18 protein-coding genes are annotated in these 17,365 nt (G+C 72.4%); 11 read left to right on the top strand and 7 right to left on the bottom strand.

Features of this window, described 5'->3' with window-relative positions:
* Window positions 1–2: 2 nt before the first annotated feature.
* Entirely contained in the window at window positions 3–1,064 is a 1,062-nt protein-coding gene (locus tag ABIH81_RS24010; RefSeq protein WP_349877140.1) for a zinc-binding alcohol dehydrogenase, read from the bottom strand.
* Between the two features lie 144 nt (window positions 1,065–1,208).
* Between ABIH81_RS24010 and ABIH81_RS24015 the strand changes: the two genes are divergently transcribed.
* The gene (locus ABIH81_RS24015) at window positions 1,209–2,615 is read left to right on the top strand and encodes a lysine 2,3-aminomutase (protein ID WP_349877141.1); all 1,407 of its coding nucleotides are present in this window, start codon (window positions 1,209–1,211) and stop codon (window positions 2,613–2,615) included.
* 64 nt (window positions 2,616–2,679) lie between these two features.
* Here ABIH81_RS24015 and ABIH81_RS24020 read toward each other — a convergent pair whose 3' ends face one another.
* Both ABIH81_RS24020 and ABIH81_RS24025 read right to left on the bottom strand, forming a co-directional pair.
* Window positions 2,680–2,874 (bottom strand): CsbD family protein, encoded by a 195-nt coding sequence (locus ABIH81_RS24020; protein WP_349877142.1) that lies wholly within the window; start codon window positions 2,872–2,874, stop codon window positions 2,680–2,682.
* Window positions 2,875–2,997: 123 nt separating this feature from the next.
* The gene (locus ABIH81_RS24025; protein ID WP_349877143.1) at window positions 2,998–3,915 is read right to left on the bottom strand and encodes a LysR substrate-binding domain-containing protein; all 918 of its coding nucleotides are present in this window, start codon (window positions 3,913–3,915) and stop codon (window positions 2,998–3,000) included.
* A gap of 73 nt (window positions 3,916–3,988) precedes the next feature.
* Here ABIH81_RS24025 and ABIH81_RS24030 point away from each other — a divergent pair, with 73 nt between their 5' ends.
* Window positions 3,989–4,948 carry a DMT family transporter gene (locus ABIH81_RS24030; RefSeq protein ID WP_349877144.1) on the top strand — a complete coding sequence of 320 codons (960 nt, stop codon included), beginning with the start codon at window positions 3,989–3,991 and terminating at the stop codon, window positions 4,946–4,948.
* Between the two features lie 43 nt (window positions 4,949–4,991).
* Complete coding sequence (locus ABIH81_RS24035; protein ID WP_349877145.1) at window positions 4,992–5,603, top strand: histidine phosphatase family protein; 612 nt, start codon at window positions 4,992–4,994, stop codon at window positions 5,601–5,603.
* Here ABIH81_RS24035 and ABIH81_RS24040 read toward each other — a convergent pair.
* The 4 genes from ABIH81_RS24040 to ABIH81_RS24055 are packed head-to-tail and all read right to left on the bottom strand — an operon-like array spanning window position 5,536 to window position 8,572.
* A complete protein-coding gene (locus ABIH81_RS24040) occupies window positions 5,536–6,039 on the bottom strand; it encodes an Lrp/AsnC family transcriptional regulator (protein ID WP_043330145.1) in 504 nt (167 codons plus the stop codon). The genes ABIH81_RS24035 and ABIH81_RS24040 overlap by 68 nt on opposite strands.
* 59 nt (window positions 6,040–6,098) lie before the next feature.
* A complete protein-coding gene (locus ABIH81_RS24045; RefSeq protein ID WP_349877146.1) occupies window positions 6,099–6,314 on the bottom strand; it encodes a DUF433 domain-containing protein in 216 nt (71 codons plus the stop codon).
* 9 nt (window positions 6,315–6,323) lie between these two features.
* Window positions 6,324–7,466, bottom strand: coding sequence for an acyl-CoA dehydrogenase family protein (locus tag ABIH81_RS24050; protein ID WP_349877147.1), 1,143 nt, complete (start codon window positions 7,464–7,466; stop codon window positions 6,324–6,326).
* The gene (locus ABIH81_RS24055) at window positions 7,463–8,572 is read right to left on the bottom strand and encodes a Xaa-Pro peptidase family protein (RefSeq protein WP_349877148.1); all 1,110 of its coding nucleotides are present in this window, start codon (window positions 8,570–8,572) and stop codon (window positions 7,463–7,465) included. Before ABIH81_RS24055 ends, ABIH81_RS24050 begins: the two co-directional genes overlap by 4 nt.
* A 145-nt stretch (window positions 8,573–8,717) precedes the next feature.
* Between ABIH81_RS24055 and ABIH81_RS24060 the strand changes: the two genes are divergently transcribed.
* From ABIH81_RS24060 to ABIH81_RS24095, 8 genes are all read left to right on the top strand, one after another.
* The gene (locus ABIH81_RS24060; protein WP_349877149.1) at window positions 8,718–9,098 is read left to right on the top strand and encodes a YccF domain-containing protein; all 381 of its coding nucleotides are present in this window, start codon (window positions 8,718–8,720) and stop codon (window positions 9,096–9,098) included.
* 267 nt (window positions 9,099–9,365) lie between these two features.
* Window positions 9,366–10,088, top strand: a complete 723-nt coding sequence (locus tag ABIH81_RS24065; protein WP_349881188.1) for an FkbM family methyltransferase — start codon at window positions 9,366–9,368, stop codon at window positions 10,086–10,088.
* A gap of 228 nt (window positions 10,089–10,316) precedes the next feature.
* The gene (locus ABIH81_RS24070; RefSeq protein WP_349877150.1) at window positions 10,317–11,318 is read left to right on the top strand and encodes a LacI family DNA-binding transcriptional regulator; all 1,002 of its coding nucleotides are present in this window, start codon (window positions 10,317–10,319) and stop codon (window positions 11,316–11,318) included.
* Window positions 11,319–11,436: 118 nt separating this feature from the next.
* Window positions 11,437–13,113: an ABC transporter substrate-binding protein gene (locus ABIH81_RS24075; protein ID WP_104115738.1), complete on the top strand. Its 1,677-nt coding sequence runs from the start codon at window positions 11,437–11,439 to the stop codon at window positions 13,111–13,113.
* Between the two features lie 86 nt (window positions 13,114–13,199).
* A complete protein-coding gene (locus tag ABIH81_RS24080; RefSeq protein WP_349877151.1) occupies window positions 13,200–14,324 on the top strand; it encodes an ABC transporter ATP-binding protein in 1,125 nt (374 codons plus the stop codon).
* A complete protein-coding gene (locus tag ABIH81_RS24085; protein ID WP_128138332.1) occupies window positions 14,321–15,298 on the top strand; it encodes an ABC transporter permease in 978 nt (325 codons plus the stop codon). The genes ABIH81_RS24080 and ABIH81_RS24085 overlap by 4 nt, the downstream gene beginning before the upstream one ends.
* A 3-nt stretch (window positions 15,299–15,301) precedes the next feature.
* Window positions 15,302–16,348: an ABC transporter permease gene (locus ABIH81_RS24090; RefSeq protein WP_349877152.1), complete on the top strand. Its 1,047-nt coding sequence runs from the start codon at window positions 15,302–15,304 to the stop codon at window positions 16,346–16,348.
* Window positions 16,345–17,352: an ABC transporter ATP-binding protein gene (locus ABIH81_RS24095; RefSeq protein ID WP_349877153.1), complete on the top strand. Its 1,008-nt coding sequence runs from the start codon at window positions 16,345–16,347 to the stop codon at window positions 17,350–17,352. Before ABIH81_RS24090 ends, ABIH81_RS24095 begins: the two co-directional genes overlap by 4 nt.
* Window positions 17,353–17,365 lie beyond the last annotated feature (13 nt).

Genomic DNA, 17,365 nt, shown 5'->3' on the forward strand with positions numbered 1-17,365 from the left:
CCTCAGTCTGCCGCCAGACGAGCCTCGAACAGACCGCGCACCCCCGGCTCGGCACGCAACAGATCCAGCGCCAGCGCCGCGTGCCCCGGCACGTACCCGTTGCCCACCAGCATCGTCACGTCCGCCGCCAGGCCCTCCGCACCCAGCGCCGCCGCCGCGAAACTCGTCGCCATCGAGAAGAAGATCACCGTACCGCCGTCCGCCGTGGCCAGCACCGCGCCGTGCTCACACCCCGGCACGTCCACGCACACCACAGTCACGTCCGCCGGCACACCCAGCGCCGTCGTCACCGCCGTCGACAGCCCCACCGGATCCCGCGCGTCGGCCAGCGCCACCACGTCGGCCAGCCCGGCCGCCGTCAGCGCGTCCCGCTCCGAATCCACCGGAACCACCCCGACGGTACGGGCGGCGCCCGCCCGCCGCGCCGCCGCGAGGGACAACGACCCGCTCTTGCCCGCCCCGCCGATCACCGCCACCGACACCGGACGCGGATCACCCTCACGGGACCGCCGCGCCACCTGCTCGGCCACCACCCGCGCCGTCAACGCCGGCGCCCCGCACACGTCCAGCACCGCCAGGGACAACTCGGGATGCAGATCCGGCGGCAGCACCGCCGCGATCGACCGGGCGAACAGGATCGCGTACCCGTCGCACGGCACCTGCTCGCTGCGCCCGTCCCAGCGGGCCAGCCCGTCGAGGATCGTCAACGGCGTCAGTGTCAGCGACACCAGCGTCGCCACCCGGTCACCCGGCCGCAGCCCCAGCGGCGACCGGCGGCCCGCCTCCTCGACCGTGCCGATCAGCATGCCGCCCGAACCGGTCACCGGGTTCTGCATCTTCCCCCGGGTCGACACGATCTCCAGCACCTCGGCACGGACCTTCGCCCCGTCTCCGCCGTGCTTCTCCGCCAGCTGCCGGAAACTCGCCGCGTCCAGGTTCAGCCGCTCGACCCGGATCCGCACCTCGTTCGCCGCGATCCGCGGGTCCGGGTCCAGCCGCCAGGCCGCCTGCGGGAGCACCCCCGCCGGTTCCACGACTCGGTGCAGACCCACCGGTGACGTCACGCCGACCCCCCTATGTCCAGCCGCCCGAACCCCCGGCCAGGGGTCGCGTCGCGGGAAAACTTCCGGCAGACTAATTTCTTCACCGCAGATTTTCCAGTAGCCTACGCATCCGTTGATCAACCCGCATGCTGACGAGGAGGGGCCGTGACCCAGACCCAACCGGTGGAGACGATCCCGACGCCCCGCTCCGCGCCGGTCGCCGTCCCGGCCGCCGGACAGCCCTACGAATACCGCCGCGCGCCCCTCGTCGAACCCGACTGGACCCGCTTCCCCGGCTGGCGCCACATCACCCGCGACCAGTGGGAGAGCGCCCAGTGGCAACGGGTCAACTGCGTCAAGAACATCAAGCAGCTGCGCGCCGTCCTCGGCGACACCGTCGACGAGACCTTCTACGCCGACCTGGAGGCCGACCAGAAGGCCCTGGCCACCATGTCCATGCTGGTGCCGCCGCAGATGCTCAACACCATGGTGCCGCATCAGCCGATGAGCACCGAGGCGCTGCTCGCCGACCCGATCCGCCGCTACATGATCCCGGTCGCCTCCGACCGGCGCACCGACTGGCCCTCACACCCGTACGCCAGCCGCGACAGCCTCCACGAACACGACATGTGGGTCGCCGAGGGCCTCACCCACCGCTACCCCACCAAGGTCCTCGCCGAACTGCTCTCCACCTGCCCGCAGTACTGCGGCCACTGCACCCGCATGGACCTCGTCGGCAACTCCACCCCCGCGGTCGACAAGCTCAAGCTCACCCTCAAGCCCGTCGACCGCTACGACGCCCACATCGCCTACCTCAAGGCCCACCCCGGCGTACGCGACGTGGTCGTCTCCGGCGGCGATGTCGCCAACGTGCCGTGGCGCAACCTCGAGTCGTACCTGATGCGCCTGCTGGAGCTGGAGACCGTGCGGGACATCCGGCTCGCCACCAAGGCCCTCATGGGCCTGCCCCAGCACTGGCTCCAGCCCGACGTGGTCGAGGGCCTCGAACGGGTCGCCCGCACCGCCGCCCGCCGCGGCGTCAACCTGGCCATCCACACCCACGTCAACCACGCCCAGTCGCTGACCCCGCTGGTCGCCAAGGCCGCCCAGACCGCGCTCGACGTCGGCGTACGCGACGTCCGCAACCAGGGCGTGCTCATGCGCGGCGTCAACGCCACCAGCGCCGACCTGCTCGACCTCTGCTTCGCGCTCCAGGGCGAGGCGGGCATCCTGCCGTACTACTTCTACATGTGCGACATGATCCCCAACGCCGAGCACTGGCGCGTCCCGGTCTGGCACGCCCAGCAGCTCCAGCACGACATCATGGGCTACCTGCCCGGCTACGCCACCCCGCGGATCGTCTGCGACGTGCCGTTCGTCGGCAAGCGCTGGGTGCACATGCTCACCGACTACGACCGTGAGCGCGGCATCTCCTACTGGACCAAGAACTACCGCACCTCGATCGAGTCGGCCGAGCTGGAGGCGCTGAACAAGCGCTACGCCTACTACGACCCGATCGACACGCTGCCCGAGGCCGGCCAGGCCTGGTGGCTCGCGCACCGCGACGACTGACCCCGGCCTCCGGGCACACGACGGCGGGCCACCTCATCGCAGAGGTGGCCCGCCGTTCGCGTACTCACTTGTTGAAGGCGTCCTTGACGTCGCGGCCCGCCTGCTTGGCGTGCTCCCCGGCCTGCCGGGCGCGCGCCGTGCTCTGCTCGGAGGCGCCCTCGGCCCGCAACCGCTCGTTGTCGGTCACGTCGCCGATGCGCTCCTTGGCCATGCCGCTCATCTCCTGGGCCTTGGTCTTCGCCTTGTCGGTGAAGCTCATGTCGCCCTCCCTCGTCCGGCTACGCCTTGCCCTTGTCGCGTCCCCGGTGACTGTTGTGCCAAACGCCGTTGACCGGCGCACATCGCGTAGGGCTTCCTAGGACAATAGGTTGAAGGTGCGGGCCTACCGGTCGAGGTCACGGACCCGGTCCGTGACAGCGGCGAGAAACGCCGTGAGGGCGGGCGCGGACGGCGTGTCCCGCGTGACTGCGACCAGGCGGCGCCTGAGTGCGCTCTCGGCGACGCCCCGGACCGCCAGCGCCGGGTCGTCCCCGGGCAGGGCCAGCGCCGGCATCAGGGCGACCGCCGCCCCGGCCCGGACCAGCCCGAGTTGCACGTCCGCGTCGCTGGAACGGTGCCGCAGGTCCGGTTCGTAGCCGCCGAGACGGCGGCACGTCCCGACCACCATGGCGTGGTGCCCGGTGCCCTCGGCGGAGGCGGTCCACACCTCGGACCGCAGGTCGGTGACCGCGACGTGTCCCCCGGGCCCGGCCAGGGGATGCGCAGCGGGAAGCACGAGCCGCAAGGGCTCCTCGAGCAGGAGCGTGAAACGAAGGCCCGCCGGGCGAGGGCGGGGCTGGCTGTCGTACTCGTCGCCGATGACCAGGTCGACGGTGCCCAGGCGCAGCCCCGGCAAGGACTGTTCGAGTTCCAGCTCGAAGATCTCCACCCGGACCTGCGGGTGCTCGGCTCTCATCCGGGCCACGGCCGGCACGAGCAGGCGGCGCGCCGCCGATTGCAGGCCGCCCGCCCGGACGCTCCCCCGGACGTCACCGTCGAGGGCGGCCAGGTCGGCCTCCACCGCCTCGGCCGCCGACAGCAGCACCCGGGCGTGCCGGGCGAGCACGTGCCCGGCCTCGGTGAGCCGTACGCCACGGCCCGCCCTGCCCAGCAACCGGACGCCCACCTCCTTCTCCAGCAGGGCCAGCTGCTGCGACACAGTCGACGGGCTGTAGCCCAGAGCCGCGGCGACAGCGGCCATCGTGCCGCGTTCCTCGAACTCCCGCAGGAAGCGCAACCGCCGCAGGTCCAGCTCGATCATGCGGGAATCCTAATGATTCACCGGCGGAATTCATCGCTGGACCTGTGCAGTCGGTGCCGGTGATCCTTGGCGCGTGGGTGCCGCACTGTGTCTCCTGTCCGCCGCCTGCTTCGGCGCGATGGCCGTCTTCGGCAAGCTCGCGTACGACGCCGGTGTCTCCCCGACGGCTCTGCTGCTGGTGCGTTTCGGGCTGGCCGCCGTACTGCTCGGGCTCGTCCTGCTCACGCGGCCTGGGCTGCGCGGCGCGGCGCCGGGCGGTGGGCGGCCGGCGACGAGGCGTGGGCGGGTGGTGGCCGTCGCTCTCGGGCTGGGCGCGATCGGGTATGCCACACAGGCGAGCCTGTACTTCTCCGCGCTCAAGCTGATGGACGCGTCCCTGCTGGCGCTGATCCTGTACACGTATCCGGTCCTGGTGACCGTGGCGGCAGTCCTGCTCGGCCGGGACCGGCTCAGCCCGAGACGCGGCGCGGCACTGGTGGCCGCCTCGGGTGGAACGCTGCTGGTCCTGCACGGCGCCGGTGGCGCGGGCTTCCATCCGCTCGGGGCGCTGCTGGCCTTCGCCGCCGCCGTCACCTACACGGTCTACATCCTGGTCTCCGACACCGTCGTGCACCGGCTGGCACCCGTGGCGCTGTCGGCGCTGGTGATGACGGGTGCCGCCGGCACCCTCGGCGCTCGCGCCCTGGTCACCGGCGGCGTCGACCTGAGCTTCGGGTGGCGGGGATGGTTCTGGCTGGCCGCCATCGCCGTGATCTCCACGGTCGTGGCGATGCTGGCCTTCTTCGCCGGCCTGAAGCGGACCGGTCCGTCGACCGCAGCCATCCTGTCCACCTTCGAGCCGGTGGTCACCGCCGCGCTGGCCACGCTCACCCTCGGCGAGGCCCTCACCCCCGCGCAGCTCGCCGGCGGCGCGCTGGTGCTGGCCTCCGTCGCGGTCCTGCAACTGCGCCCCGGCGGCGCACGCGCCCGGGAACGAGCGCCCGGCCAGCCGGCACGCGACGGCCTGACCGAACCCACGCCGGCGTCCCGGTAACCGTCGGCGGGCCGGGCCCGCCCCCGCATGGTTGACTGGGCCGGTGAACGAGATCCTGCTGATCCGGCACGGCGAGACCACGTGGAGCGCCGCCCACCGGCACACCTCGTACACCGACCTGGAGCTGACCCCCGACGGCGAGCGGCAGGCAGGCGCGCTGGCTCCCCTGCTGGCCGGCCGGCGCTTCGCCCGGGTCCTGTCCAGCCCCCGGCAGCGCGCCACCCGCACCGCCGCCATGGCCGGGCTCACCGTCGACGCGATCGAGCCGGACCTGGCCGAGTGGAACTACGGCGAGTACGAGGGCCGCACCACCGCGGACATCCAGGCCGAACGGCCCGGCTGGACGATCTGGACCGACGGCGGGCCCGGCGGGGAGTCACCGGAGCAGGTGGGCGCCCGCCTGGACCGCGTCCTGGACCGGGTCGCGCCGCTGCTGGAGGAGGGCGACGTCGCACTCGTCGGGCACGGGCACAGCCTGCGCGCGCTCGGAGCGCGCTGGATCGGGCTGCCGCCCTCGGCCGGCGCGCTGCTGCGGCTGGACACCGCCACGCTCAGCGTGCTCGGGCACGAGCACGGCCGCCGGGTGATCAGGCGGTGGAACCTGCCGGCTCCGCCGACGGACGGGGACGCCCCCGGCCGGTCAGCTCGCCACTGATCTTCGGCGGCCGGTTCTCGTACGGCGTGGACAGCACCACAGTGGTGCGCGTGGTGACGTTCGCGGAGGTACGGATCTCCTGGAGCACCCGTTCCAGGTCGGCCGGACCGGCCACCCGCACCAGCAGGAGATAGAAGTCCTCCCCCGCCACCGAGTAGCACGAGTCGATCTCGGGCAGGTGCGCCAGCCGCTCCGGCGCGTCGTCCGGCTGCGACGGGTCGAACGGCCGGATCGCCACGAACGCGGTCAGCGGCAGGTCCAGCGCCTCGAACGACACCCGCGCGGCGTACCCCTTGATCACCCCGCGCTGCTCCAGCCGGCGGACCCGCTGGTGCACGGCCGACACCGACAGGCCCACCCGCTCGGCCAGATCCGTGTACGACAGCCGACCGTCCCCGGTCAGCGCGGCGACGATGGCACGGTCGATCTCCTCCACGCGCTGCACCCTAGCCGGAAAAGCGCTCCCACGCCGCACCCGGCCCGCCGCGGTGACGCTCAGCGCGCCGTCCGGTCGCGCACCGCGTCCGCGGCGTAGTTCAGCACCTCCGCCATGTCCTCCTCGTCCAGGAACGGCAGGTCGGTGAGGATGTCCGTGACGGACATGCCCTCGGCCATCATGGCCAGCAGGGTGGCCACGGGGATGCGCGACTGCCGCACGCAGGGCGCACCCCCCATGACGTCGGGGTCTGCGGTGATCCGGGGGTAGGTCACCGCGACAGGCTAGCCCTTCGCCAGCGCGCGGGAGATGACCAGCCGCTGGATCTGGTTGGTGCCCTCGACGATCTGGAGCACCTTGGCCTCCCGCATGTACCGCTCGACCGGGTGGTCGGCGACGTACCCGGCGCCGCCGAGCACCTGCACCGCGTCGGTGGTCACCCGCATCGCCACGTCCGTGGCGAACAGCTTCGCCTTCGCCGCCTCGATCGAGTACGGGCGTCCGGCGTCGCGCAGCCGCGCGGCGGCCAGCGTGAGCGCCCGCGCGGCGGAGATCTGGGTGGCGGCGTCGGCCAGGTTGAACCCGAGCCCCTGGAAGTCGATGATCGCCCGGCCGAACTGGCGGCGCTCCCGGGCGTAGCCGACCGCGTAGTCCAGCGCGCCCTGGGCCAGGCCCACCGCGCACGCGGCGATGCCCAGGCGGCCGGAGTCCAGCGCGGACATCGCGATGGTGAACCCGGCGCCCTCGCCGCCGACCAGCCGCTCCGCCGGCACCCGGGCGTCGTCGAAGGCGATCTGCGCGATCGGTGAGGCGTGCAGGCCCATGGTCCGCTCGGCGGCCTGCGGGTGGATGCCCGGCGTGGACCGGTCGGCCAGCAGGCAGGAGATGCCCTTCGGGCCGGGGCCGCCGGTGCGGCAGAAGATGTTGTAGAAGTCGGCCACCCGGGCGTGCGTGATCCACGCCTTGGTGCCGGTCACCACGTACGCGTCGCCGTCGCGCACCGCCCGCGTGGTCAGGGCCGCCGCGTCCGAGCCACCCTGCGGCTCGGAGAGACAGTACGCACCGAGCAGCTCCCCGCCGATCATGTCCGGCAGCAGTTTGCGCTGCTCGTCGGTGCCGAACTGGGCCAGCGGGTAGCAGGACAGCGTGTGCACGCTGACCGCCTCGGCCACTGCCAGCCACCGGCTGGCGAGGATCTCCAGCACCTGGAGGTACACCTCGTACGGCTGGGCGGCGCCGCCGTGCTCCTCGGCGTACGGCAGGCCGAGCAGGCCGGCCCGGCCCAGGGTGCGCAGCACCTCCCGGGGGAACTCGGCGCGGGCCTCGAAACCGGCGGCGGCCGGGGCCAGTTCCCGGTCGGCGAGTTCGGTGACGAGGTCCAGCAGGTCGTGGGCCTCGTCGGTGGGCAGGATCCGGTCGACGTTCATAGCGCGATGAGCTCCGTGGGGGTGGTGTTGAGCCGTTGCCCGCCGTCCGTCGTGCAGACGACGATGTCCTCGATCCGGGCTCCATGCCGCCCGGCGAGGTAGATCCCGGGTTCGACCGAGAAAGCCATGCCGGCCTCGAGCGGCCGGGGGTTGCCCGTCACCACGTACGGCTCCTCGTGGCCGTCGAGGCCGATGCCGTGACCGGTGCGGTGCAGGAAGGCGTGGCCGAAACCGGCGGCGCTGATCACGTCGCGGGCGACCGCGTCGAGGGCCTCCGCGGTCACGCCCGGCGCGACGGCGGCCACGGCGGCGCGCTGCGCCTCCCGCAGCACCGCGTAGTAGTCCACGAACTCGGCCGGGGCGGGGCCGCCGGCGACGTACGTGCGGGTGCAGTCGGAGCGGTAGCCCGACGGCATGGTGCCGCCGATGTCGACCACCACCGGCTCGCCCACGCCGATCGGGCGGTCCGAGGTGCCGTGGTGCGGGCTCGCGCCGTTCGGGCCGGCGGCGACGATGACGAAGTCGACAGCGGCGTGCCCGGCGGCCCGGATCGCGGCGGCGAGGTCGGCGGCGACCTCCCGCTCGGTGCGGCCGGGGCGCAGCCACTCCCCCATCCGCAGGTGCACCGCGTCGATCGCGGCGCCCGCCTCGGCCAGCGCTGCCACCTCGGCCGGCGACTTGCGGATCCGCATCTCCCGCAGCACGTCGGAGGCGAGCCGCTGGGCCGCGCCGGGCAGCACGTCGCGCAGCGCGAGAACCTGCTGTGCCCACATCCGGTCGGCCAGCCCGACGGCGCGGACCGGGCCGGGGAGCGCCGCGCGCACCAGCGGCCACGGGTCGGTGCCGTCGGCGTGGTCGACGATCCGGTAGCCGGCGCCGGGCGCGGCCTCGGCGTCCGGCCGTTCCAGCACCGGCACGATCAGCGTCGGCTCGCCCTCGGCGGGCAGGACGAGGCAGGTCAGCCGCTCCCCCTCGCGGGCGTCGTAGCCGGTCAGGTAGCGCAGGTCGGAACCCGGGGTGAGCAGCAGCGCGTCCAGGCCCGCCGCGGCGGTGGCGCGCTGGGCCGCGATCAGTCGCCTGGCGGGGTACAGTTCCTCGATTCCCACCCTCGAAGCTTAACGGTCGTTCGGGTTCGGGTGGGAGTCCGGCCGATGCACGACGGCTCGGCTCGATCACGCCCTCCTCTACCCGGCGTCCCCGCCGGTATTCCCAGGCCGCCGCGCGCTTGCGGACGCGAGGGATCATGGAGTGGTGATCCGCTTCCTGCTGAACCTGCTGTGGCTCGTCTTCGGCGGCGGCTTCGTCCTGGCTCTCGGCTACGGCGTCGCCGCCCTGATCTGCTTCGTCCTCGTCGTCACCATCCCGTTCGGCGTCGCCTCGCTGCGGCTCGCCTCGTACTCACTGTGGCCGTTCGGCCGCACCCTCGTGTCGAAGCCGGGGGCCGGTCTCCCCTCCGGCCTGGCGAACGTGCTCTGGCTGGTGCTGGCCGGCTGGTGGCTGGCCCTGTCGCACATCCTCGCCGGCATCGCGCTCTGCGTGACGATCATCGGATTCCCGTTCGGGGTGGCCAACTTCAAGCTGGTCCCGGCGGCCCTGTGGCCGCTCGGCCAGGAGGTCGTCGAAACGCCGTAACCACACCGGCCGTCCGCCCGCCTCCGCATTGCGGGACGGGATGAAGATCTTGGTACGAAGTGGCCCCTCCGAGGGCCGTCTCGTACCAAGATCTCGCGGGGGCTGGGCGACCAGTCTCATCACCTCCAGGGCGTCCTAGGAGGGTGGGGTGGTTGCCTCCATTCGACGGCAAGCAGGGATGCGAATGCGGCTCGCGCGAACGCGACGCTGGCTAGCGTCGGGGGTGTGCGGGACGGGGTGATCGAGACGCTCAAGGCGGACCCAGAGATGTCCGGCCTGCGCCGGTCGCTGGACTTCTACCACGGCGACCCGGCGCGCGACGCCGCCCTCGACGCGTTCTACGCCCCGCTGGTCCGCGCCGGTGACCTGGTCTTCGACGTCGGCGCGCACGTGGGCGACCGGCTGGGCAGCTTCCGCCGTCTCGGCGCGACCGTGGTGGCGGTCGAGCCGCAGCCGCTGTGCGCCCGGGTGCTGCGCGAGATGTACGCGGGAGACGACGCGGTGACGGTGGTGGAGGCGGCCTGCGGGCGTACCGCCGGACCGGTGCGACTGCACGTCAACTCGGCCAACCCCACGGTCTCCACCGCCTCACTCGGGTTCGTCCGCGCCGCCGACGGCGCACCCGGCTGGGCGGGCGAGACCTGGGACGCGCAGATCGAGGTGCCGGGCACCACGCTCGACACGCTCGTGGCCGCGTACGGCGTACCGGCGTTCGTGAAGATCGACGTGGAGGGCTTCGAGGACGCCGTGCTGGCCGGGCTGAGCCGCCCGGTCCCGGCGTTGTCGTTCGAGTTCACCACCATCGCCCGGGTGGCGGCGGCCCGCTGCCTGGACCGGCTCACCGCGCTCGGCTTCACCCGGTTCACGGTGGCGCTCGGCGACGAGATGGAGTTCGCGCTGCCCGGCTGGCGCCCGGCCGCCGAGGTGGCCGCGTACCTGGGCGCGCTGCCGGACGAGGCCAACTCCGGCGACGTGTACGCCCGCCCCTGAACCTCCACTTCGGAGAGACGCGGGCCGGAGCGGAAGGCATCGACCCTGCTCATCGCCGTGATCGGCGGAGTCGCAGCCCGGGCACTTTTTTCAAAGCTCGAACTTAGGAGTGCATCGTTATCCGTCTGTGATTGACGTGAGCCGCGCCGCTTGGGTTGACTGCCACGGAACCGCTTCCGCAACCGGTTCCGAAACACCCCGCTCATCCCTGCGACCCGGGAGCGTCACGTGCCGATCACCATCGCCGACGTCGCCACCCGCGCCGGGGTGAGCAAGACGACGGTCTCCCGGGTGCTCAACGGCAAGGGCGAGGTGCACGTGCGCACCGCCGACCGGGTGCGCGCCGTGATCAGCGACCTCGGCTACGTGCCGAGCGCCCGCGCGGTCGGCCTGGCCCGGGGGCGTACCCGGGTGGTCGGGATGCTGGTCCCGGCGCTGACCTGGCCCTGGATGGGCGAGGTCCTCCAGGGCGCGGCCGACGTGGTCGAGGCCGCCGGTTACGGCATGCTGCTGTTCACCTGCACCCACGGCGACGAGTCGATGCGCCGGTTCGCCTCCCAGGTCTCGGCCAAGTCGTTCGACGGCCTGCTCGTGGTCGAACCCGAGGGGACACTCGACTACATCACCGAGCTGCACCGGCGCGGCCTGCCGGTCATCCTCATCGACGACCGGGGCCACCAGCCCGGCTTCCCCTCGGTGGGGACCACGAACGAGGCGGGCGCGCGGGCCGCCGCCACGCACCTGCTGGCGCTCGGCCGTCGGCGGCCGCTCGTCATCACCGGCCTGCGGCAGTTCGGCTGCACCCGGGAACGGCTCGCCGGGTTCGCCGGCGCCTACGCCGACGCGGGCGTACCGATCGAGCCGGACCGGGTGGTGGAGGGCGACTTCACCTTCGAGTGCGGGCGCGCGGCGGTGCGGCGGCTACTCGCCGACGGCGTACCGTTCGACGCCGTCTTCGCCCACAACGACCTGTCGGCAGCCGGGGCGTTGCAGGCGCTGCGCGACGCCGGGCGGCGCGTCCCGCAGGACGTGGCGGTGGTCGGCTTCGACGACCTCCCGCTGGCCGGGCACACCCACCCGCCGCTGAGCTCCGTGCGCCAGCCCCTGCGGGAGATGGGTACGGCCGCCGCCCGCCTGCTCATCGGCCACCTCGCCGGCACCCCGCTGCCGGACACCCCGACCGTCATCCCCACCGGCTTCACCGCCCGCGACTCGACACGCGTCACCTGACCCAACCCGCCGCACCGCGGCGACCACGCCGGCGGGCCCGCCCGCCGGTGGCACCACCGCACACCCTCCATCCACCACATCCCGCCCGAGGAATGCGGGACCACCGAGGGAGACCTCCATGAGAAGACGGCAACTCCTCGCCCTCGCGCTGGCCGGCGCGATGGTCACCACCGCCGCCGCGTGCGGCGACAGCCCGAACGCGAACAAGAAGAGCGGCCAGGCCGCGACGGTGCTGAGCGTCGGCATGCCCAACGGCCCGCAGGCCGAGAACAACAACCCGTTCCTCACCACCTCGGCCGCCGCCTCGCTTGGTTACCGGTGGCAGATCTACGAGCCGCTGATGATGTGGAACCCGGTGAAGCCGGCCGAGCCGTTCAAGCCGTGGCTGGCCACCAAGGCCGAGTGGTCGTCGGACTACAAGTCGGTGAAGGTGACCATCCGCGAGAACGCGACCTGGTCGGACGGGCAGAAGGTCACCGCCGAGGACGTCGCGTTCACCTACAACCTGGTGAAGAAGTTCCCGGCCATCAACGACCAGGGCGTGCCGTACACCGACGCCGTCGCCAGCGGCAACGAGGTCACCATCTCGATGGCCAGCCCGCAGTTCGTCAACCAGCAGAAGGTGCTGTGGCGGGTGCCGATCGTGCCCAAGCACCTGTGGGAGAAGATCGCCGACCCGGCCAGCGACCCGGTGAAGCAGCCGGTCGGCAGCGGCCCGTACACGCTCAAGTCGTTCACCCCGGCGAGCATGACGCTGGCGGTACGCGAGAGCGGCTACTGGCAGGACCTGCCGAAGGTGAAGGAGCTGCGGTACACCTCGTACACCGACAACAGCGCGCAGACCACCGCGCTGGCCAACGGCGAGGCGGAGTGGAGCTTCGTCTTCATCCCGAACTACCAGACCGTGTTCGTGGCCAAGGACCAGAAGAACCACAAGATGTGGGCGCCCCCGGTGCTCGGCATCCACGGTCTCTACCTGAACACCACGAAGAAGCCGTTCGACGACCCGACGCTGCGCAAGGCCATGAACATGGTGATCGACCGGGCGGACATCTTCACCACCGCCGAGGCCGGCTACTTCCACCCCGAGGTCAAGAGCGTGACCGGCCTGCCCAGCCCGGCCGGTGACTCGTTCATCGCGCCCGAGTACAAGGGCCAGGAGCACAAGGTCGACGTCGAGGGCGCCAAGGCGCTGCTCACCGGCGCCGGCTACAAGCTGGACGGCAACACGCTGAAGGACCGCAGCGGCAAGGCGGTCACGATCCGGCTGACCGACCCGGCCGGCTGGTCGGACTACCAGACCAGCCTGGAGATCGTGAAGGGCAACCTGGCGAAGATCGGCATCGCGGCGACCATCGACAAGGCCAACCAGGACGCCTGGTTCCGCAACGTCGAGCAGGGCAACTTCGAGGCCACGTTCCGGTGGACCGAGAGCGGCGCCACGCCGTACGACATCTACCGGACCATCATGGACGGCCGCGTGCTCAAGCCGATCGGCACCGCCTCCCCGGCGGGCAACTTCGGCCGGTTCGACAGCAAGGAGGCCACCGACGCGCTGGTGTCGTACGCCAACGCCACCGACGACGCCACCCGCGCCACCGCGCTGGCCACGCTGCAGAAGATCTTCGTCGAGCAGATGCCGATGATCCCGGTCGGCGCGGACAACATCGGCGGCGCGTACAGCACGAAGAACTGGGTCGGCTGGCCGGACGACTCGAACCCGTACGGCGCGCTCCAGCCCACCCAGCCCAACGCGGTGGACGTGGTGCTGCACCTCAAGCCGGCCAACGGCTGACCCGGCGCCGCCGGCCCGGCCACGATCGCCCGGCCGGGCCGGCGGCGCCCGCCCCTCGCTTCGGCAACCCCAGACAGGAATTCGGCATGACGTTGACCGAGAGCGCACCGGCGCCGGCCGACGAGGTGGTGCTGGAGGCCGTCGGCCTGACCAAGCACTTCCCCGTCCGCCGGCGGCTGCGTGACCTCCTCTCCCGCACCCCGGCGGTGGTGCACGCCGTCGACGACGTATCGATCGCGCTGCGCCGTGGCCGGGTGACAGCGCTCGTCGGCGAGTCCGGCTCCGGCAAGTCCACAGTCGCCCGGCTGCTGGCCCAGCTCTACCCGCGCACCGGCGGCGAGATCCGGCTGCACGGCGAACCGACCCGGGTACGCGGCGGGCGCCGGTTCCGGGCGTACGTGCGCCGGGTGCAGCTGATCCTCCAGGATCCGTTCGCCTCGCTGAACCCGGTGCACACGGTCCGCTACCACCTGACCCGGTCGCTGCGCATCCACGGCAACGCCGGGACCGGGCCGGACGGCCTGGAGAAGGCGCTGGCCGACCTGCTGACCCGCGTCGCGCTCACCCCGCCCGAGCGCTACCTGGACGCGTTCCCGCACGAGCTGTCCGGCGGGCAGCGTCAGCGGGTGGCGATCGCGCGGGCGCTCGGCGCCGACCCGGAGGTGCTGCTCGCCGACGAGCCGGTGTCCATGCTCGACGTGTCGATCCGCCTCGGCGTGCTCAACCTGCTGCAGGACCTCAAGGACCGGCTCGACCTGGCGATCCTCTACATCACCCACGACATCGCCTCGGCCCGCTACTTCGCCGACGAGACGATCGTCATGTACGCCGGGCGGATGGTCGAGGGCGGCGACAGCGAGACCGTCACCCAGCGCCCGGCACACCCGTACACCCGGTTGCTGATCGAGTCGGCGCCGGACCCGGAGCGGATCACCGGCGCGGGCGGCGACGGCGCGGCGGCGGGCGAGCGGGGCCACGGTGAGCCGCCGAGCCTGATCCGCCCGCCGGCCGGCTGCCGCTTCCACCCGCGCTGCCCGGCGGCGATGCCGCGCTGCGCCACCGACCTGCCGCCGCCGATCCCGGTGGACGACGCGCCCGGGCACTGGGCGGCGTGCTGGCTGTACGACGCGGACACCGTCGCCGCGGAGAAGGCAGAGCAGGCAGAGCAGGCGGAGAAGGCAGAGCAGGCCGGGACGGAGGCGGCCCGATGAGGTTCCTGCTGCAACGGGTGGCCTTCTACCTGTTCACCGCCTGGGCGGCGATCACGCTCAACTTCTTCATCCCGCGGATGGTGCCGGGCGACCCGGTGCAGTCGCTGATCTCCCGCAACCAGGGCCGGATCAGCGCCGACGCGGTCGCGTCGCTGCGGGTGCTGTTCGGGCTGGACTCCGACCGCTCGCTGTGGGAGCAGTACGTCGCCTACTGGGGGCAGCTCCTGCGCGGCGACCTGGGACTGTCGTTCACGTTCTTCCCCGCACCGGTGTCGGAGGTGATCGGGAACAGCCTGCCGTGGACGGTCGGCCTGGTCGGCGTCACCACGATCGTCAGCTTCCTGCTCGGCACCGCGCTCGGCGTCGGCGCGGGCTGGCGGCGCGGCTCGTGGATCGACGGGCTGCTGCCGGCCACCACGTTCCTCTCCTCGATCCCGTACTTCTGGCTGGGCCTGGTCGCGATCGCGCTGTTCGCCGGGCCGGGCAGCTTCTTCCCGTCCTCCGGCGGCTACGAGCCCGGTCTGGTGCCGGCGTTCGACGCGTACTTCATCCCGAGCGCGCTCCAGCACAGCATCCTGCCCGCGGCGACCATCCTGGTGTCGTCGATGAGCGGCTGGATCCTCAGCATGCGCAACATGATGGTCACCGTCGCCAGCGAGGACTACATCACCGTCGCGCACGCCAAGGGGCTCTCCGAGCGCCGGGTGGCGCTCAGCTACGCCGCCCGCAACGCGCTGCTGCCCAACGTGTCCGGGTTCGCGCTGTCGCTGGGCTTCATCGTCGGCGGCACCCTGCTCGTGGAGATCGTCTTCTCGTACCCGGGCCTGGGGTTCCAGCTCTTCCAGGCCGTCGGCGCGAAGGACTACCCGCTGATGCAGGGCATCTTCCTGATCATCACGATCTCGGTGCTGGTGGCGAACCTGCTCGCCGACGTGGCGTACCTGCTCCTCGACCCGCGGACCCGAAAGAGCTGAGCGATGACACTCTCCCCGTCCAGCATCGAGCAGGTCATCCCCGGCCAGGGGGCGATGGCGCAGCCGTCGGCCCGGGCGCGCCGCCGCCGGTTCCGCTTCGTCGCCAACGCCAAGGCCGCGACCGGCCTCGCCGTCCTCGGGGTGTACGTGCTCCTGGCGGTGATCGGGCCGTGGATCGCGCCGTACGACCCGGACGCGCGCAGCGCCGACGTGCTCCAGGCGCCCTCGGCCCGGCACTGGTTCGGCACCACCCACCTCGGACAGGACATCTTCAGCCAGATCCTGGTCGGCGCGCGCAGCGTGATGGTGGTGGGCCTGATCGCCGGCGTGCTCGCCACGATCCTTTCCATCCTGATCGGCGTGACCGCCGGCTACCTGGGCGGCGCGGCCGACGAGGGCCTGTCGGCGGTGTCGAACGTGTTCCTGGTGATCCCGGCGCTGCCGCTGATCATCATCGTCACGTCCCTGGTCGACCAGGCCAGCGACACGCTGGTGGCGCTCATCATCGGCCTCACCTCGTGGGCCTGGGGCGCCCGGGTGCTGCGCGCCCAGACGCTGTCGTTGCGCCGCCGCGACTACGTCGAGGCCGCGCGCGCCACCGGCGAGCGGACCTGGCGGATCATCGGCTTCGAGATCCTGCCCAACCTGACCGCGATCATCGCCTCCGGCTTCGTCGGCACCGTCATCTTCGCGGTGATGTCGGAGATCACCCTGGCGTTCATCGGCGTCTCGTCGGTCTCGTCGTGGAACTGGGGCACGATCCTGTTCTGGGCGCAGGGACAGCAGGCCCTGGCGCAGGGCGCCTGGTGGTGGTTCGTCCCGGCCGGCCTGGCCATCGCGCTGCTCGGCACCGCCCTGGCTCTGATCAACTTCGGCATCGACGAGTTCGTCAGCCCCCGGCTGCGGACCGGTGGCCGGACCCGGATCCGTACCGCCGACGGCCGCGCCGTCGCGATGCGCGTCGGGTTCACCCCGGTCCTCGCGCCGAACCCGGCGCCGGTCCCGATGCAGCGGCCGGCGGACCACACCCGAGAGGACGCGACCTCATGAGCGACCAGGTGCTGGAGATCCGCGGCCTGTGCGTCGACTACGGCGTCGGCGCGGACGCGGTCCGCGCGGTCCGCGACGTCGACCTGACGCTGCACCGCGGCGAGGTGCTCGGCCTGGCCGGGGAGAGCGGCAGCGGCAAGTCCACGCTGGCGTACGGGCTGACCCGGCTGCTGCCCCCGCCCGGCGTGGTCAGCGGCGGCCAGGTGATCTACCACCCGGCCGACGGCCCGCCGGTCGACGTGCTCACGCTCAGCCCGGCGAAGCTGCGCGAGTTCCGGTGGGCGGAGACGTCGATCGTGTTCCAGGGCGCGATGAACTCGCTGAACCCGGTGCACAAGGTCTCCACCCAGCTGCTCGACGTGATCCGGGCGCACGAGCCGAAGAGCACGGCGGCGAGCCGGCTGGCCCGGGCGAAGGAGCTGCTGCGCCTGGTCGGCATCTCCGCCGACCGGCTGGACAGCTACCCGCACCAGCTCTCCGGCGGCATGCGCCAGCGGGTCATGATCGCGATGGCGCTGGCGCTGGAACCGCAGGTGGTCATCATGGACGAACCGACCACCGCGCTGGACGTGGTGATGCAGCGGCAGATCCTCGGCCAGCTCGCCGAGCTGCGCGAACGCCTCGGCTTCGCGGTGCTGTTCATCACGCACGACCTGTCGCTGCTCGTCGAGTTCTCCGACCGGATCGCGATCATGTACGGCGGCCGGATCGTCGAGGAGGCGCCCGCCGCCCGGCTCTACCGGGAGCCGCTGCACCCGTACACCGAGGGGTTGCTGCACTCGTTCCCGGCGCTGCACGGTCCGCGCCGCGAGCTGACCGGCATCCCCGGCTCCCCGCCGGACCTGCGCGCCATGCCGTCCGGCTGCGCGTTCCACCCCCGCTGCCCGAAGGCGTTCGACGGGTGCGACGAGCAGGTGCCGGCGCTCGGCGCGCCGCGCGTCGACGACCCGGCGCGGGCCGTCGCGTGCCGGCTGCACCCGGCCGTCGCGCCCCTGTCCCGCTGACCCGCCCGACACC

The organism is Micromonospora sp. HUAS YX12, assembly GCF_040215685.1.
GTDB classification, from domain to species: domain Bacteria; phylum Actinomycetota; class Actinomycetes; order Mycobacteriales; family Micromonosporaceae; genus Micromonospora; species Micromonospora tulbaghiae.

Excerpts from the sequence above, each read along its gene's own strand:
- ABIH81_RS24065 (WP_349881188.1), top strand. The coding sequence starts at position 9,366 with ATGTCCGGCCTGCGCCGGTCGCTGGACTTCTACCACGGCGACCCGGCG.
- ABIH81_RS24050 (WP_349877147.1), bottom strand. The coding sequence starts at position 7,466 with ATGAACGTCGACCGGATCCTGCCCACCGACGAGGCCCACGACCTGCTG.
- ABIH81_RS24020 (WP_349877142.1), bottom strand. The coding sequence starts at position 2,874 with ATGAGCTTCACCGACAAGGCGAAGACCAAGGCCCAGGAGATGAGCGGC.
- ABIH81_RS24075 (WP_104115738.1), top strand. The coding sequence starts at position 11,437 with ATGAGAAGACGGCAACTCCTCGCCCTCGCGCTGGCCGGCGCGATGGTC.
- ABIH81_RS24085 (WP_128138332.1), top strand. The coding sequence starts at position 14,321 with ATGAGGTTCCTGCTGCAACGGGTGGCCTTCTACCTGTTCACCGCCTGG.
- ABIH81_RS24095 (WP_349877153.1), top strand. The coding sequence starts at position 16,345 with ATGAGCGACCAGGTGCTGGAGATCCGCGGCCTGTGCGTCGACTACGGC.
- ABIH81_RS24080 (WP_349877151.1), top strand. The coding sequence starts at position 13,200 with ATGACGTTGACCGAGAGCGCACCGGCGCCGGCCGACGAGGTGGTGCTG.
- ABIH81_RS24090 (WP_349877152.1), top strand. The coding sequence starts at position 15,302 with ATGACACTCTCCCCGTCCAGCATCGAGCAGGTCATCCCCGGCCAGGGG.
- ABIH81_RS24025 (WP_349877143.1), bottom strand. The coding sequence starts at position 3,915 with ATGATCGAGCTGGACCTGCGGCGGTTGCGCTTCCTGCGGGAGTTCGAG.